Origin of the sequence: Salmonella sp. SJTUF15570, assembly GCF_043357055.1 — a bacterium.
GTDB lineage: Bacteria > Pseudomonadota > Gammaproteobacteria > Enterobacterales > Enterobacteriaceae > Salmonella > Salmonella enterica.
Window position 1 is genome coordinate 139,556 of the sequence record NZ_JBEUKJ010000001.1, and the last position, 14,787, is coordinate 154,342.

Genomic DNA, 14,787 nt, shown 5'->3' on the forward strand with positions numbered 1-14,787 from the left:
CCATCGAAAACCTCTTCAGACTGCCGCAGACTATTTTCAGTCAGATTTACGTTACTTATCCGCACGCGACTCACTGGAGATGCAATGAAAATAATAACCTGCTTTAAGTTGGTGCCTGAAGAACAGGACATTACCGTGACCCCGGAGCATTCGCTCAATTTTGATCGTGCCGAGGCCAAAATCAGCCAGTTTGATTTAAATGCAATTGAGGCCGCCGCGCAGTTAGCTGGCGATGGCGACGAGATCGCCGCGCTCACCGTCGGCGGCTCTCTGTTACAAAATTCAAAAGTCCGCAAAGATGTGTTATCCCGCGGGCCAGATGCGCTTTTTATGGTTCAGGATGCGCAACTGGAGCACGCCCTGCCCAAAGAAACCGCGCTGGCGCTAGCATCCGCGGCGGAGAAAATCGGCTTTGACCTGCTGCTCTTTGAAGAGGGCTCCGGCGATATTTATGCCCAACAAGTGGGCCTGCTGACTGGCGAACTCCTGAAACTCCCCGTCATCAACGCAGTAAGCCATATTCAACGCGACGGCGACAAAATCATCGTTGAACGCACACTGGAAGAAGACGTTGAAATTATCGAGCTCACGCTGCCCGCGGTGCTTTGCGTGACCTCAGATATTAACGTTCCACGCATCCCGTCAATGAAAGCCATTCTCGGCGCCGGGAAAAAAGCCGTTACGTCGTGGCTGGCGAGCGATATCCACTGGACCCCAACCACGCCAATGGCGGAACTGGTCGCCATCTCGGTACCGCCGCAGACAGAACGCAAGCATATCATTCTCGATAACGATTCGCCGGAAGCCATTACCGCACTGGCCGACCATTTGAAAAAATCCCTGAACTAAACCCAACGGAGAAAAATTATCATGAATCATTTAGCTAACGTATGGGTATTTAGCGATAACGTAGAGCGTTATGCCGAATTAATGACCGGCGCGCGGCAGTGGGGAGAAAAAGTTTACGCCATCGTGCAAGGAAACACGGAGATCGACTACGTGAAAGCGCTTGGCGCTGATGAGATAGTCATTCTTGAATCGCATACGGATTTGCAGCGCGTGGAAAACTATGCCGAAACGCTGGCCTCGTTATTAGGCGACCAAAATGGGCTGCTGCTCATGGCGGCGACCAAGCGCTGTAAAGCGCTGGGCGCCCGGCTGAGCATCCAGCTTGACGCCGTGATGGTGAACGACGCGACGTCTATTGACCTCCTCGACGGGACGCTACACGCAGAGCATCGCATGTACGGCGGACTTGCTTTCGGCAAAGAGAAATTAAACAGCCCGCAGGCGATTATTACGCTGGCACCCGGCGTGCTGGAACCCGCCGCCCCTCTCCCCGGTCATACTTGCCCGCAGACCACGCTGGCATATATTGCCCCACGCCACGAGGTATTGTGCCAGCAGCGGCGCGCGAAATCGTTAAGCAGCGTCGATTTGAGCAAAGCCAAACGGGTCATCGGCGTAGGACGAGGCCTGGCGGCGCAAAGCGATCTGGATATGGTGCATAAACTGGCGACCGTCCTCGGCGCAGAAGTGGGCTGTTCCCGCCCCATTGCGGAAGGTGAAAACTGGATGGAACGCGAGCGTTATATTGGCGTATCCGGCGTTCTGTTGAAATCCGATCTCTATCTGACGCTGGGCATTTCCGGCCAAATTCAACATATGGTGGGTGGAAACGGCGCAAAAATTATTGTCGCAATTAACAAAGATAAAAACGCGCCCATTTTCAATTATGCCGATTATGGTCTGGTGGGCGATATCTATAAGGTTGTTCCTGCCCTCATCGACCAGTTAAGCCGCTAATTCCTTTTTCAACGCACATCTCCCGTCGTCGATACGGCGGGAAAGGAGCATAAAGCATGTCGGATGATAAATTTGACGCTATTGTGGTGGGCGCAGGCGTAGCAGGAACGGTCGCCGCGTATGTGATGGCAAAAGCGGGACTGGATGTACTGGTTATTGAACGCGGAAACAGCGCGGGCAGCAAAAATATGACCGGTGGGCGGCTCTACGCTCACAGTATCGAAAGTATTATGCCGGGATTCGCAACGTCCGCCCCCATCGAACGTGTCGTTACCCGTGAAAAAATCTCCTTTTTAACCGAAGAAAGCGCCGTCACACTTGATTTTCACCGCGCGCCCCCTACTCCGCCCCTTACGTCATATACCGTACTGCGCAACAAACTGGACCCGTGGCTAATGGCGCAGGCGGAGCAGGCTGGCGCGCAGTTTATCCCAGGTGTACGGGTCGACGCTCTGGTACGTGAAGGCAATCGCGTCACTGGCGTTCAGGCCGGGGATGATATTCTTGATGCGAATATTGTGATTCTCGCGGACGGCGTGAATTCCATGCTGGGCCGTTCACTGGACATGGTGCCTGCCTCTTCTGCGCATCACTATGCCGTCGGCGTAAAAGAGTTGATTGGGCTCTCTCCGGCACTTATTGAAGAGCGCTTTAATCTGGCGTCCCATGAAGGCGCCGCCTGGTTATTCGCTGGCGCGCCCTCCAACGGGCTCATGGGCGGCGGATTTCTTTATACCAACCGCGATTCGGTTTCTCTGGGGCTGGTATGTGGCCTGGGCGACATTGCTCACGCGACCAAAAGCGTACCGCAAATGCTGGAAGATTTTAAACAGCATCCGGCGATACGCCCTTTGATTCAGGGGGGAACGCTGCTCGAATACTCCGCTCATATGGTGCCCGAAGGCGGCATAGCAATGATGCCGGAGCTGGTAAATGACGGCGTGATGATTGTCGGCGACGCCGCCGGTCTTTGTCTGAATCTCGGCTATACCGTCCGCGGCATGGATTTAGCCATCGCGTCCGCGCAAGCGGCCGCTCAAACCGCCATTGACGCTAAAGCGCGGCAAGATTTTTCCGCCGCGAGTCTTGCCGGTTACAAACGCGCGCTGGAGAAAAACGGCGTGTTACGCGATATGCGGCATTTCCGCAAACTCCCCGGATTAATGGAAAACCCACGGCTTTTTACCGAGTACCCGCGAATGGCGGCAAACATTGTGGGCGATCTGTTCACCGTTGATGGCGGTCCAGTCCCACCGTTGCGTAAAACTATCCTGTCACATGCGAAAAAAATTGGACTGGTGAATCTATTAAAAGACGGCATAAAAGGGGCTACGGCATTATGAGTTCGGACAATAAGGTGAATGTTGACGTCAAATTGGGCGTAAATAAATTTTACGTAGATGAAGGACACCCACATATCATTTTGCGCTCCTCGCCTGACATGCTGGAGTTTAATAAATTAATAAAAGCCTGCCCTGCCGGACTCTATAAGCTGGACGATGCGGGAAATATTCATTTTGACTCCGCGGGCTGCCTGGAATGCGGGACCTGCAGGGTTCTCTGCGGCAATACTCTTCTCGAAAAATGGGAATACCCGGCGGGAACGTTCGGCGTTGAGTTTCGCTACGGCTGACGCTCTGAAACACCGGATAACGACGCTACGGCGTCTTATTCGGTTTGCCCCCGGAGATTACGTCATTTGTATTAATAGAGAACAAGTCAATGAGTGTTACATTAACGTTTGACGCCGCAAGGCGGAAAACCTATCGCGAGTCCGGCTACTGGGGCGATGCTTCACTGGGCGACTACTGGCGGCAAACCGCACGCGCCGTACCCGATAAAATCGCCGTGGTCGATAATCATGGCGCGTCCTGGACCTACGCCGCGCTCGACTGCGCGGCAAGCCGCCTGGCAAACTGGTTACTGTCTCAGGGGATTCAACCGGGCGATCGCGTGGCCTTTCAGCTTCCGGGCTGGTGTGAGTTTACCCTCATTTATCTGGCCTGCCTGAAAACGGGCGCGGTATCTGTCCCGCTGCTTCCCGCCTGGCGAGAAGCAGAGCTGGTTTGGGTGCTGAACAAATGTCAGGCTAAAATATTCTTCGCCCCCACCGTATTCAAACAGAATCGTCCGGTCGATCTTATCCTTCCGCTACAAAATCAACTGCGCCATCTGACGCATATTGTCGGCGTGGATAAACTGGCGCCTGCCACCACAGCGCTTGCGCTTAGTCAAATCATCGACCGCAGCGAACCGTTGCAGTCAGACATTAACATTCACGGTGATGAACTGGCGGCAGTGCTGTTTACCTCCGGCACAGAAGGAATGCCGAAAGGGGTGATGTTGACCCACAATAATATTCTTGCCAGCGAACGGGCGTATTGCGCGCGGTTGAATTTAACCTGGCAAGATGTGTTCCTGATGCCTGCGCCACTGGGCCACGCCACCGGATTTTTACACGGCGTCACCGCGCCCTTTTTAATCGGGGCGCGTAGCGTATTGCTGGACATCTTTACCCCAGAAGCCTGCCTTACCTTATTAGCGCAGCAACGCTGTACCTGTATGTCAGGCGCGACGCCGTTTATTTACGATCTGCTTTGTGCCGTTGAGCAACAGCCTGCCGACCTCTCCTCACTGCGATTCTTCTTATGCGGCGGCACGACTATTCCCAAAAAGGTTGCCCGCGACTGCCAGCAGCGCGGTATCAAATTATTGAGTATTTACGGTTCTACAGAAAGTTCTCCACACTCGATGGTTAATCTGGGTGATTCGACTTCACGCATGATGAATACCGATGGTTATGCCGCCACCGGTGTAGAAATTAAAATCGTGGATGAAGATCGCAATACGCTTCCAGCAGGCCACGAAGGCGAAGAAGCCTCGCGCGGGCCGAACGTTTTTATGGGATACCTGGACGAGCCGGAACTTACCGCCCGCGCACTGGATAACGAGGGCTGGTATTACAGCGGCGACCTCTGCCGCATGGATGAAGACGGTTATATCAAAATTACCGGGCGCAAAAAGGATATAATTATACGTGGAGGTGAAAATATCAGCAGTCGCGAGGTGGAGGATATTTTATTGCAACACCCCCGCATACACGATGCTTGCGTCGTTGCTATGCCTGATGAACGCTTAGGCGAACGTTCATGCGCGTATGTAGTCTTAAAACCGCCGCACCTTTCGCTGACGCTGGAAGAGGTGATCGCTTTTTTCAGTCGAAAACGGGTAGCGAAGTATAAATATCCGGAACGGATCGTCATCGTAGAAAAACTGCCCAGAACCGCCTCTGGCAAAGTGCAGAAGTTTCTGTTGCGGCAGGATATTATTGAGCGGCTGCGCCAGGAGCACACCGCGGTATAAATTGCCGGATGGCGACGTTAACGCCGCCATCCGGTATCACATTACTTCTTCAGTTCCGCCAGACTCAGCCAGGTCTGAACCACGGTGTCCGGGTTCAGCGACAGGCTGTCGATCCCCTCTTCCATCAGCCAGGCGGCAAAGTCTTCATGGTCGGACGGACCCTGACCGCAAATTCCAACATATTTGCCCTGTTTTTTCGCCGCGCGGATCGCCATCGACAGCAGCGCTTTCACCGCGTCGTTACGCTCGTCAAACAGTTCAGACACCACGCCGGAATCGCGATCCAGCCCCAGCGCCAGCTGCGTCATGTCGTTAGAACCAATCGAGAAGCCATCAAAATACTCGAGGAACTGTTCAGCCAGCAAGGCATTGGACGGGATCTCGCACATCATGATGATCTTCAGCCCGTTCTCGCCGCGTTTAAGCCCCTGGCGCGCCAGCTCTTCGATGACCGCTTTCGCCTGGTCGACCGTCCGCACGAATGGGATCATGATTTCGACGTTGGTAAGGCCCATATCGTTGCGCACGCGTTTCACCGCTTCGCATTCCAGCGCAAAACAATCGCGGAAACTTTCTGCGACGTAACGACCCGCGCCGCGGAAGCCCAGCATCGGGTTTTCTTCATGCGGCTCATAACGTTCGCCGCCGACCAGGTTGGCGTATTCGTTGGACTTAAAGTCAGACAGGCGAACGATAACGCGTTTCGGGTAGAAGGCGGCGCCTAACGTCGCGATCCCTTCCGTCAGTCGACCAACGTAAAATTCACGCGGCGAGTCAAACCCTTTCATCATCTCACGAATGTCGTTTTGCAGCGCGGCATCCTGGTCGTCAAACTCCAGCAGCGCACGCGGGTGAACGCCAATCATACGGTTAATGATGAATTCCAGTCGCGCCAGACCTACACCTTCATTCGGCAGGCAGGCAAAGTCAAATGCCCTGTCCGGGTTGCCGACGTTCATCATGACCTTCAGCGGTAGCTCTGGCATGGTATCTACGCTGGAGCTTTTTACGCTGAAATCCAGCATGTCGGCATACACATAACCGGTATCACCTTCTGCACAGGAGACGGTTACTTTTTCGCCATCTTTCATGCGTTCGGTGGCGTCGCCGCAGCCGACTACCGCCGGAATGCCCAATTCGCGGGCGATAATCGCCGCGTGACAGGTGCGCCCGCCACGGTTAGTGACAATCGCCGCCGCTTTTTTCATGATCGGTTCCCAGTCCGGGTCGGTCATATCGGTGACAAGCACATCGCCAGGCTCAATACGGTTCATTTCGCCGATATCGTGAATAACTTTTACCGTACCTGCGCCGATACGATGACCAATGGCGCGACCTTCGGCAATGATTTTCCCCTGCGCATGTAGCGTATAACGCTCCATCACCTGGCCACGGGAGCGCACGGTTTCCGGACGTGCCTGCACAATAAAGAGCTTACCGGTATGACCGTCTTTCGCCCATTCGATATCCATCGGACGACCATAGTGCTGCTCAATCTGCACCGCTTGTTTCGCCAGTTCCTGCACTTCTTCGTTGGTGAGCGAGAAAATGTCGCGCTGTTCCTGCGGCACATCTTCAATCTTCACTTGCTTGCCGTGCTCCTGGGTGGCGGCGTAAACCATGCGGATTTTTTTCGACCCCATGGTGCGGCGTACGATGGCCGGACGGCCTGCCGCCAGGGTTGGCTTATGGACATAAAATTCATCCGGGTTAACCGCGCCCTGCACCACCATTTCACCCAGTCCCCATGCCGAGGTGATAAAGACCACCTGGTCAAAGCCGGATTCGGTATCGATAGAGAACATCACCCCTGACGAGGCGAGATCGGAGCGAACCATCCGCTGCACGCCAGCGGAAAGCGCTACGCCGCGATGATCATATCCCTGGTGAACGCGATAAGAGATGGCGCGATCGTTAAACAGAGAAGCAAATACGTGTTTCACTGCCACCAGTACCGCATCGAAGCCCTGAACGTTAAGAAACGTTTCCTGTTGACCCGCAAACGAAGCATCTGGCATGTCTTCCGCCGTGGCGGAGGAACGCACGGCAAAAGAGGCATTTTCATCATCCGACGAAAGCTGCGCATAGGCATCGCGGATGGCGTTTTCCAGCGCCGGCTGGAAAGGAGTGTCGATAATCCACTGGCGGATCTGCGCGCCCGCTTTCGCCAGCTGGGAGACATCATCAATATCTGTCTTATCCAGCAGCTCATAAATGCGCTGGTTTACGCCGCTTTGATCCAAAAACTGGTTAAACGCATCGGCAGTGGTTGCAAAACCATTCGGAACGGATACGCCCATGCCGGAAAGGTTAGTAATCATTTCACCCAGGGAGGCATTTTTGCCCCCAACTCTGTCTACATCATTCATGCCGAGTTGGTTATACCAAAGCACCAGCGGTGACGAGCCATTGTTGGACATCGAACAATCCTTTTGTGATAAATGAACGAGTTTAAGAAACACATAGTTGCGTATTTATCCTGGCATACTTAAACCCGCGAAAAAAACGGTGAATCGTTCAAGCAAATTTATTTTTTCATTTTTTCAGATTGTTTACGTAGTTGCGCAAACCCGCGCATAGCACGGCATTCCCTGAATAACCCCCGGTATAAACTGCGTTTCCAGGAAATGAAACACACTTTTCATTAATTATAAAAAGCGCCTGTCATTTTATAAAATAAGCGACAAGTTATACGTTTCCCGTTACTTTTAATTTATGCTTTCAGATAATTATGTTTACTCTTCAGGATGAACAGAATGGATAATGTTGTTGATCGCCATGTTTTCTATATTTCTGATGGTACCGCCATCACCGCCGAGGTCCTGGGTCACGCGGTCATGTCGCAGTTTCCGGTGACGATCAGCAGCATCACGCTGCCATTCGTGGAAAACGAAAGTCGCGCCCGCGCCGTCAAAGACCAAATTGACGCCATTTATCAGCAAACCGGCGTTCGCCCGCTGGTGTTTTACTCGATTGTTTTACCTGAAATTCGCGCCATCATCTTACAGAGCGAAGGTTTCTGCCAGGATATCGTCCAGGCGCTGGTGGCGCCGCTTCAGCAGGAGATGAAACTGGATCCGACGCCGATCGCTCATCGTACTCATGGGCTTAATCCGGGTAACCTGAACAAGTATGACGCCCGTATTGCCGCTATCGATTATACCCTGGCGCATGATGATGGCATTTCATTGCGCAACCTCGATCAGGCTCAGGTCATTTTGCTTGGCGTTTCGCGCTGTGGAAAAACGCCCACCAGCCTCTATCTGGCGATGCAATTCGGTATTCGTGCGGCTAACTACCCTTTCATCGCCGATGATATGGATAATTTGACGCTGCCCACATCGTTAAAACCGCTACAACATAAACTGTTCGGCCTGACAATTGACCCTGAACGCCTGGCGGCAATTCGCGAAGAACGCCGTGAAAACAGTCGCTATGCCTCGTTGCGTCAGTGCCGCATGGAAGTGGCGGAGGTCGAAGCGCTGTATCGTAAGAATCAGATCCCCTGCCTGAACAGCACCAATTATTCCGTTGAAGAGATAGCCACCAAGATTCTCGACATTATGGGGCTTAACCGCAGGATGTACTAGCAAACTAGTTTAATGGGTTGGTTTTTGTTATCATGCCGTTCTGCCTGCGAGGTGTGACACGCCTCGCACTTGAAATCAGCAGGGATTGGTTTATCGTGATGCCCATCACTTCCCGGTAGTCCTGCCGTTGAAGCAACAAATTTCTGAGACTTGTAATGAACAGAACCGACGAACTCCGTACTGCGCGTATCGACAGCCTGGTAACACCGACCGAACTCGCGCAGCGGTATCCTGTATCGTCCTCCGTCGCCAGTCACGTTACCGACTCCCGACGCCGGATAGAAAAGATTTTAAATGGTGAAGATCCACGGCTACTGGTCGTCATTGGCCCCTGTTCGATTCACGATCTGAATGCCGCCATGGAATACGCGACGCAGCTCCAGGCACAACGCCAAAAGCATCAGGCGCGTCTGGAGATCGTCATGCGCACCTATTTTGAAAAACCGCGCACCGTTGTGGGATGGAAAGGCCTGATTTCCGATCCCGACTTGAATGGAAGTTACCGCGTCAATTATGGGCTTGAACTGGCGCGTCGCTTGCTATTGCAGGTGAACGAACTGGGAGTACCGACCGCCACAGAATTTCTTGATATGGTCACCGGCCAGTTTATTGCCGATCTGATCAGTTGGGGAGCGATTGGCGCGCGTACCACCGAAAGCCAAATCCATCGGGAAATGGCTTCTGCGCTCTCTTGTCCGGTCGGCTTTAAAAATGGTACGGATGGCAATACTCGCATTGCCGTTGACGCTATTCGCGCCTCCCGCGCCAGCCATATGTTTCTCTCGCCGGATAAAGACGGACAGATGACCATCTACCAGACGAGTGGCAACCCGTATGGGCACATCATCATGCGCGGCGGTAAAAAACCGAACTACCACGCTGAAGATATTGCCGCCGCCTGCGACACGTTGCATGAATTTGATCTGCCGGAACATCTGGTCGTCGACTTCAGCCACGGCAACTGTCAAAAACAGCATCGCCGCCAGTTGGAGGTATGTGATGATATTTGCCAGCAGATTCGTAATGGCTCCACGGCAATTGCCGGGATTATGGCCGAGAGTTTTTTACGGGAAGGCACGCAAAAAATTATCAGCGGTCAACCATTAATCTATGGTCAGTCCATTACCGATCCTTGCCTGAACTGGGAAGATACGGAAGTTCTGTTGGAAAAACTGGCCGCAGCGGTAGACAGCCGCTTTTAATAGCTCGCCCATCCTGCCGGGATGGGCGTTTCTTCGATGCGTTACCCGCCCTTTTCTCTCCCCGCGCGTATATCACTCCGCAGAATTAGCACTTGCTGTTATCGCATTAATTATTGATAATAATAATCATTGTGAGTTTGATTATTAATAAATAACATGTCGCGTATGGATAACACCGAGCTGCCTCACCCTAAGGAAATGGACAATGAAACGCTTCTCCCTGCCGCTGAACGGCGCGTCAACAGTCAGGCGCTATTAGGTCCGGACGGCAAAGTCATTATCGATCACAACGGTCAGGAGTATCTGTTGCGCAAAACTCAGGCCGGGAAGCTACTGTTAACCAAATAGCGCTCCCGCCAGCAGACGATGCTGCTGGCGTCAGGCTAACTTGAACAACTGACCTCCAGCCGCTTTCCCCACTCCGGCGGTCGGCTGGCATAGTCATCATCTCGATCGGTAAAAGGTTGACGTAAAACTTCATGCAACCGATGCAGTTCCGCCATGTCTCCCTGTTCAGCCGCATCTATCGCGCGTTGCGCCAGCCAGTTGCGCAACACAACCGCAGGATTCACGCGTTGCATCTGCTGCTGGCGCAGCGCGTCATCCACCGCCTCTGTGCGCAATCGCGCCCGGTAGCGGTCGAACCAGGCATCGAACGCCGCGCGATCGATAAACGTATCCCGCAACGGCGAGGAAGCGCTCTGTTGCTCCGTATGGCTTAACATCCGAAATGTACGGGTATAGTCACTCCCTTCGTGCGCCATCAGACTAAATAATTCATTCAGTAAAGCGTTATCGTCTTTTTGCTCGGTAAAGAAGCCCAGCTTCTGGCGCATTCGCTGCCCATAGTGCGTTAACAACGCGTCCTGGTAGCGATCCAGCGCTCTGTTTAACGCGTCGATCTCAATAAAAGGGGTTAACGTCTGCGCCAGACGTTGTAAATTCCACAGCGCCACCGACGGTTGATTATCGAAGCGGTAACGTCCCTGATGATCGGAATGGTTACCAATGAAGCCGGGATCGTAGTCATCGAGAAAACCAAAGGGACCATAGTCGATGGTCAGCCCCAGAATCGACATGTTATCCGTATTCATAACGCCGTGCGAAAAACCGACGGTTTGCCACTCGGCGATGAGTCTTCCGGTACGCGCCGCCACCTCTTCAAACCACAAAGCATATTTTTCCGGGACATCCTGCCATTGCGGCCAGTAATGACGAATAGCGAAATCAGCCAGTTGCTGAACTTTTTCCGGCTCACGGCGGTAGTAGAAATGTTCGAAATGACCAAAACGCATATGACTTTGCGCCAGACGCATTAACATCGCGCCCGTTTCCTGCGTCTCTCGCTGAACCGGCGTATCGCTGGCTACGATAGATAACGCGCGCGTCGTGGGAATACCCAGATAATGCATGGCTTCGCTGGCAAGACTTTCTCGTATGGTTGAACGCAGGACGGCGCGCCCATCCCCCATTCGCGAATAGGGTGTTAATCCGGCGCCTTTCAGATGCCAGTCGAGGGTCGAGCCATCCGCCAGGAGCTGTTCGCCCAGCAAAATACCGCGTCCGTCGCCGAGTTGCCCCGCCCAGACGCCGAACTGATGCCCGCTATATACCTGCGCGACAGGCGACATACCGGGTAATAAGGTTTCGCCGCCCCAAACGCCAGCGCCATTGGTAGCGTCAAATAACGAAGCGGGAATGGCTAACTGCTGCACCAGTTCGTCGTTATACCAAATCAGTCGCGCATTTTTTAACGGTGTGGGTAAAAGCGCGGTATACGTTGCTGGCAATTCATCGCGCCAACGGGCAGTAAAAGACAGGGTCATAGGGCCTCCTGTCTTCAGTGTAGACGGTTAATCACCGGTTAAACACCGGCAAACAGAAAGGTTATCGCTGAACGAGTTTAATGAGCTGGCTTACCGGCACCGAAGGCCATAGTCCGCCCTGGAATGCGCTAAACCCCAATGGCGCTGCGCGCGCAAACATCGCCTCAGTATCAATACCGGCAATCATCAGCGACTCGCAGCTGGAGGAGATCTGGGCAACAATAGCGTGCATGAATGGTTCGAATGAGATCATTTCAGCTCGCTGCTGAATAAAATTTTTATCCAACATGACTCGTTTGAAAAGCCCATCGAAAATAGCTTTAGTCGACGCCTCGCCTGCCCCAAAATTTGCCAGCATTAATGGGAAATGCATTGCCAGATTAGCTAACGTTTCATTGTTTTTGCCCTGGTTTAACCCAGGATAATTCTCATTTATAGCTAATTCAAGAAACGGAAAGCGCGCTGCCCGGGAAAAAAGTTCGCTATCTAATAATAATAAGTCACTAATTGCAGGCGGTAAATTAAGCCATGCAATAAGTTTATGCTGAATAAAAAAGTGCTGACAGGTTTCTAACAACGCCAGTTTTTCAACAAACAGACAGTATTGTTCCTCCACCGAAAGGCGAGGCGATACCAACTCAGTCGGCATCCGCACGGCGCCGTCTTCAGCGGCAAACGTTGCAATAATCTCTAAACCAACAAGCCGAGCGTTTTCATCCATGACGGGAAGGAAAAAGAGTTCGGAATGGTAAAGCTCATCAAGTGAAGCAATCATTACGCCAGTCCCATGGTTAGGGCGCTATTCGCCATCCAGTCACTACGGACGGAAACAGACGTAACTTCAGATACTAATTGAAGCGTCATCATTTTTCTTGTTTACCGGTGAACCGGTTCCTTTTTTTAACTTACTCTGATTATAAACCAATATCCAATGTTGTACTTTTAACAGGGCGTGAGCACGCCCGTTTTTAATAAAAGTACGTTTGTAAATGCTACGGTTATATCATTATATATGATGACAACAGATGTCATAAGTTCAACCGGCGATATGTTAAAAATAGACTATAAAATTTATATCGTCTGCGAGGTTAAATTCGCCGTGCCTGCCAGAAGTTTTTTCGCCAGTACACATTATCCAGCGATGAACGCATCACGCCACGACTGGTAGAGGCATGAATAAACTCATTATTTGTATCGTAAATACCAACATGTAAACCACTTTCGCCCGAACCGGTTTTAAAGAAAACCAAATCTCCGGGCAGCAATTCATCTTTATCGATTCTGGTGCCGATTTTTGATTGTTCACGCGTATCACGAGGCAACTGCAAATCAAACTTGTCGCGCATAGTGACTACCACAAAGCCGGAACAGTCCACGCCTCTGCGACTCATGCCGCCGTAACGGTATGGCGTACCGCGCCAGGACTGCAACTGATCGTTCAGACCCGCAATGACGGTAATGGAGTCTGATAATCTGGCATTTGGCGCCGGTGCCCGATGAGTACTGCATCCTGCCAGGAACAATGCTGTGATAACAAGAAGCCAAAAACGCATGCCGCAACAATCCTCTGTTTTTATTTTGGTATTAATTTAGCGTCGAAATTACCTGCTTTTCAAGAAACGATTTTACTTAAGTGGCCGAAATGAGCATTGGATGCCCCTCGACGTCGAGTCGTCGAAAGCGCAGACCGTAGGCTTGCGCCAGATAAGAGGGGGTGAGCACCTCTTCCCGGCGGCCGCAGGCAATGAGTTTACCGCGCTTTAGTAACCAGGCTTTATGCGCATGGCGCAGCGTGTGGTTCAGATCGTGACTACTCATCACAATCGCGATTCCTGCCTGACACAAATGATGTAATACCCGATCCAGAGCGTTTTGTTGCGCAACATCGAGACTGTTCATCGGCTCATCAAGCAGCAATAATTGACCGACCGGATTAGCGTCGGGATGAATTTGTAGTACAACGGCAGCAAGGCGAACACGCTGCCACTCGCCACCGGAAAGCTGATTCACGCTTCGCCCCAGTTTGTCGCCCAATCCAAGCATATCGGCTACCTCGTTAAGCTGCCCGGTTCGCGTTTTATCAGGTTGATGCAATGTCAGGTAATGCCAGACCGGCATGGCGAACGGCGGATTTTGCTGTTGCGCAAGATAAGCGCGATGTTGGGCAAGCGTTGCCGTCGCCCATGCCTCCAGCGGCGCTCCGCCAAACCTGATGCTCCCCTCGCCGGAGGTTAACCCCGCCATACGCGCCAGTAGCGTGCTTTTCCCGGCACCGTTCGGCCCGACAAGATGAAGGATCTCTCCTGCGCTTACTTCGCCGGAAAGCGGCCCCAGGCGGGTGCTCTCGGCGACATCCTTTAATTGCATCAATTGAGACATTATTTTGCCAACGCGATTTTTATGCTTTCCATCACAATAGGATCTTCAGGCGTCATATCCGGCGAAAAACGCTGTACCACCTGACCATCCCGGCCTACCAAAAATTTTTCAAAATTCCACAGAATATCATCCGGATAGAGTGGCGTACGGCCTTTGCTTACCATCCGTTCGTAAAAGCCGCTCTTCTCCGGCGCGACTGCCGTTGGCGCAGCGGCTATCAGTTTTTGATACAGCGGATGGCGCGCGTCGCCATTCACATCAATTTTACTGAACATCGGGAACGTGACGCCCCAGGTGCTGGCACAATAGGTTTTAATCTCCTCTTCGCTGCCTGGCTCCTGCCCCATAAACTGGTTGCAGGGAAAACCCAACACGACAAACCCCTGATCTGCCCACGCCTTCTGGATATTTTCCAACTGTTCATATTGCGGCGTCAGGCCACATCTGGAGGCGACGTTTACAATGAGCAGCACTTTTCCGGCGTATTTTTCAAGTGTAGTGACCTCTCCATCAATCGTCGTAACGTGAGTATTAAGAAGCGAGTTTTGCATGGTGTCTCCCTGATGTCGGTAGAATAGCGGGTTTCATCGTTAGCCTTTAATCATAGACTGCGAATGATGA

At 52.3% G+C, this 14,787-nt stretch carries 14 protein-coding genes; 8 read left to right on the forward strand and 6 right to left on the reverse strand.

The window, feature by feature from the left end; genetic code table 11:
* The first annotated feature begins 84 nt into the window (after positions 1-84).
* The 5 genes from ABVN44_RS00730 (at position 85) to fadK (ending at position 5,169) form a co-directional block, all read left to right on the forward strand.
* Positions 85-849 carry an electron transfer flavoprotein gene (locus tag ABVN44_RS00730; protein ID WP_023232438.1) on the forward strand — a complete coding sequence of 255 codons (765 nt, stop codon included), beginning with the start codon at positions 85-87 and terminating at the stop codon, positions 847-849.
* Between the two features lie 21 nt (positions 850-870).
* Positions 871-1,806, forward strand: a complete 936-nt coding sequence (locus tag ABVN44_RS00735; RefSeq protein WP_001015880.1) for an electron transfer flavoprotein subunit alpha — start codon at positions 871-873, stop codon at positions 1,804-1,806.
* Positions 1,807-1,862: 56 nt separating this feature from the next.
* Positions 1,863-3,149, forward strand: a complete 1,287-nt coding sequence (locus ABVN44_RS00740; protein ID WP_048348858.1) for an FAD-dependent oxidoreductase — start codon at positions 1,863-1,865, stop codon at positions 3,147-3,149.
* Positions 3,146-3,439, forward strand: coding sequence for a ferredoxin family protein (locus ABVN44_RS00745; protein WP_000093359.1), 294 nt, complete (start codon positions 3,146-3,148; stop codon positions 3,437-3,439). Before ABVN44_RS00740 ends, ABVN44_RS00745 begins: the two co-directional genes overlap by 4 nt.
* Positions 3,440-3,528: 89 nt before the next feature.
* Positions 3,529-5,169 carry a medium-chain fatty-acid--CoA ligase gene (fadK, locus tag ABVN44_RS00750; protein ID WP_000117492.1) on the forward strand — a complete coding sequence of 547 codons (1,641 nt, stop codon included), beginning with the start codon at positions 3,529-3,531 and terminating at the stop codon, positions 5,167-5,169.
* Between the two features lie 41 nt (positions 5,170-5,210).
* On the opposite strand, the gene ppsA is transcribed toward fadK, so the two are convergent.
* Positions 5,211-7,589, reverse strand: coding sequence for a phosphoenolpyruvate synthase (ppsA, locus tag ABVN44_RS00755; RefSeq protein ID WP_000069333.1), 2,379 nt, complete (start codon positions 7,587-7,589; stop codon positions 5,211-5,213).
* A gap of 336 nt (positions 7,590-7,925) precedes the next feature.
* Here ppsA and ppsR point away from each other — a divergent pair, with 336 nt between their 5' ends.
* The 3 genes from ppsR (at position 7,926) to hemP (ending at position 10,309) form a co-directional block, all read left to right on the forward strand.
* Positions 7,926-8,759, forward strand: a complete 834-nt coding sequence (gene ppsR, locus ABVN44_RS00760) for a posphoenolpyruvate synthetase regulatory kinase/phosphorylase PpsR (RefSeq protein ID WP_000370992.1) — start codon at positions 7,926-7,928, stop codon at positions 8,757-8,759.
* A gap of 155 nt (positions 8,760-8,914) precedes the next feature.
* On the forward strand, positions 8,915-9,961 hold the full coding sequence (gene aroH, locus ABVN44_RS00765) for a 3-deoxy-7-phosphoheptulonate synthase AroH (RefSeq protein ID WP_001082196.1): 1,047 nt from the start codon (positions 8,915-8,917) through the stop codon (positions 9,959-9,961).
* A 156-nt stretch (positions 9,962-10,117) separates the two neighbouring features.
* Positions 10,118-10,309 carry a hemin uptake protein HemP gene (gene hemP, locus ABVN44_RS00770; RefSeq protein ID WP_000089118.1) on the forward strand — a complete coding sequence of 64 codons (192 nt, stop codon included), beginning with the start codon at positions 10,118-10,120 and terminating at the stop codon, positions 10,307-10,309.
* Between the two features lie 35 nt (positions 10,310-10,344).
* On the opposite strand, the gene selO is transcribed toward hemP, so the two are convergent.
* The 5 genes from selO to ABVN44_RS00795 all read right to left on the reverse strand — a co-directional run bounded on the left by selO (position 10,345) and on the right by ABVN44_RS00795 (position 14,717).
* Positions 10,345-11,787, reverse strand: coding sequence for a protein adenylyltransferase SelO (selO, locus tag ABVN44_RS00775; protein ID WP_023231435.1), 1,443 nt, complete (start codon positions 11,785-11,787; stop codon positions 10,345-10,347).
* A 61-nt stretch (positions 11,788-11,848) separates the two neighbouring features.
* Positions 11,849-12,562 carry an anti-FlhDC factor YdiV gene (gene ydiV / locus ABVN44_RS00780; protein WP_023231434.1) on the reverse strand — a complete coding sequence of 238 codons (714 nt, stop codon included), beginning with the start codon at positions 12,560-12,562 and terminating at the stop codon, positions 11,849-11,851.
* 313 nt (positions 12,563-12,875) lie between these two features.
* Entirely contained in the window at positions 12,876-13,340 is a 465-nt protein-coding gene (locus ABVN44_RS00785) for a C40 family peptidase (RefSeq protein WP_001213256.1), read from the reverse strand.
* A 76-nt stretch (positions 13,341-13,416) separates the two neighbouring features.
* On the reverse strand, positions 13,417-14,166 hold the full coding sequence (gene btuD / locus ABVN44_RS00790; RefSeq protein ID WP_000080607.1) for a vitamin B12 ABC transporter ATP-binding protein BtuD: 750 nt from the start codon (positions 14,164-14,166) through the stop codon (positions 13,417-13,419).
* Entirely contained in the window at positions 14,166-14,717 is a 552-nt protein-coding gene (locus ABVN44_RS00795) for a glutathione peroxidase (protein WP_001181565.1), read from the reverse strand. Before ABVN44_RS00795 ends, btuD begins: the two co-directional genes overlap by 1 nt.
* Positions 14,718-14,787 lie beyond the last annotated feature (70 nt).

Excerpts from the sequence above, each read along its gene's own strand:
- ppsR (WP_000370992.1), top strand. The coding sequence starts at position 7,926 with ATGGATAATGTTGTTGATCGCCATGTTTTCTATATTTCTGATGGTACC.
- ABVN44_RS00745 (WP_000093359.1), top strand. The coding sequence starts at position 3,146 with ATGAGTTCGGACAATAAGGTGAATGTTGACGTCAAATTGGGCGTAAAT.
- ABVN44_RS00785 (WP_001213256.1), bottom strand. The coding sequence starts at position 13,340 with ATGCGTTTTTGGCTTCTTGTTATCACAGCATTGTTCCTGGCAGGATGC.
- fadK (WP_000117492.1), top strand. The coding sequence starts at position 3,529 with ATGAGTGTTACATTAACGTTTGACGCCGCAAGGCGGAAAACCTATCGC.
- aroH (WP_001082196.1), top strand. The coding sequence starts at position 8,915 with ATGAACAGAACCGACGAACTCCGTACTGCGCGTATCGACAGCCTGGTA.
- btuD (WP_000080607.1), bottom strand. The coding sequence starts at position 14,166 with ATGTCTCAATTGATGCAATTAAAGGATGTCGCCGAGAGCACCCGCCTG.
- ABVN44_RS00795 (WP_001181565.1), bottom strand. The coding sequence starts at position 14,717 with ATGCAAAACTCGCTTCTTAATACTCACGTTACGACGATTGATGGAGAG.
- ppsA (WP_000069333.1), bottom strand. The coding sequence starts at position 7,589 with ATGTCCAACAATGGCTCGTCACCGCTGGTGCTTTGGTATAACCAACTC.
- ydiV (WP_023231434.1), bottom strand. The coding sequence starts at position 12,562 with ATGATTGCTTCACTTGATGAGCTTTACCATTCCGAACTCTTTTTCCTT.
- selO (WP_023231435.1), bottom strand. The coding sequence starts at position 11,787 with ATGACCCTGTCTTTTACTGCCCGTTGGCGCGATGAATTGCCAGCAACG.
- ABVN44_RS00735 (WP_001015880.1), top strand. The coding sequence starts at position 871 with ATGAATCATTTAGCTAACGTATGGGTATTTAGCGATAACGTAGAGCGT.
- ABVN44_RS00740 (WP_048348858.1), top strand. The coding sequence starts at position 1,863 with ATGTCGGATGATAAATTTGACGCTATTGTGGTGGGCGCAGGCGTAGCA.
- ABVN44_RS00730 (WP_023232438.1), top strand. The coding sequence starts at position 85 with ATGAAAATAATAACCTGCTTTAAGTTGGTGCCTGAAGAACAGGACATT.
- hemP (WP_000089118.1), top strand. The coding sequence starts at position 10,118 with ATGTCGCGTATGGATAACACCGAGCTGCCTCACCCTAAGGAAATGGAC.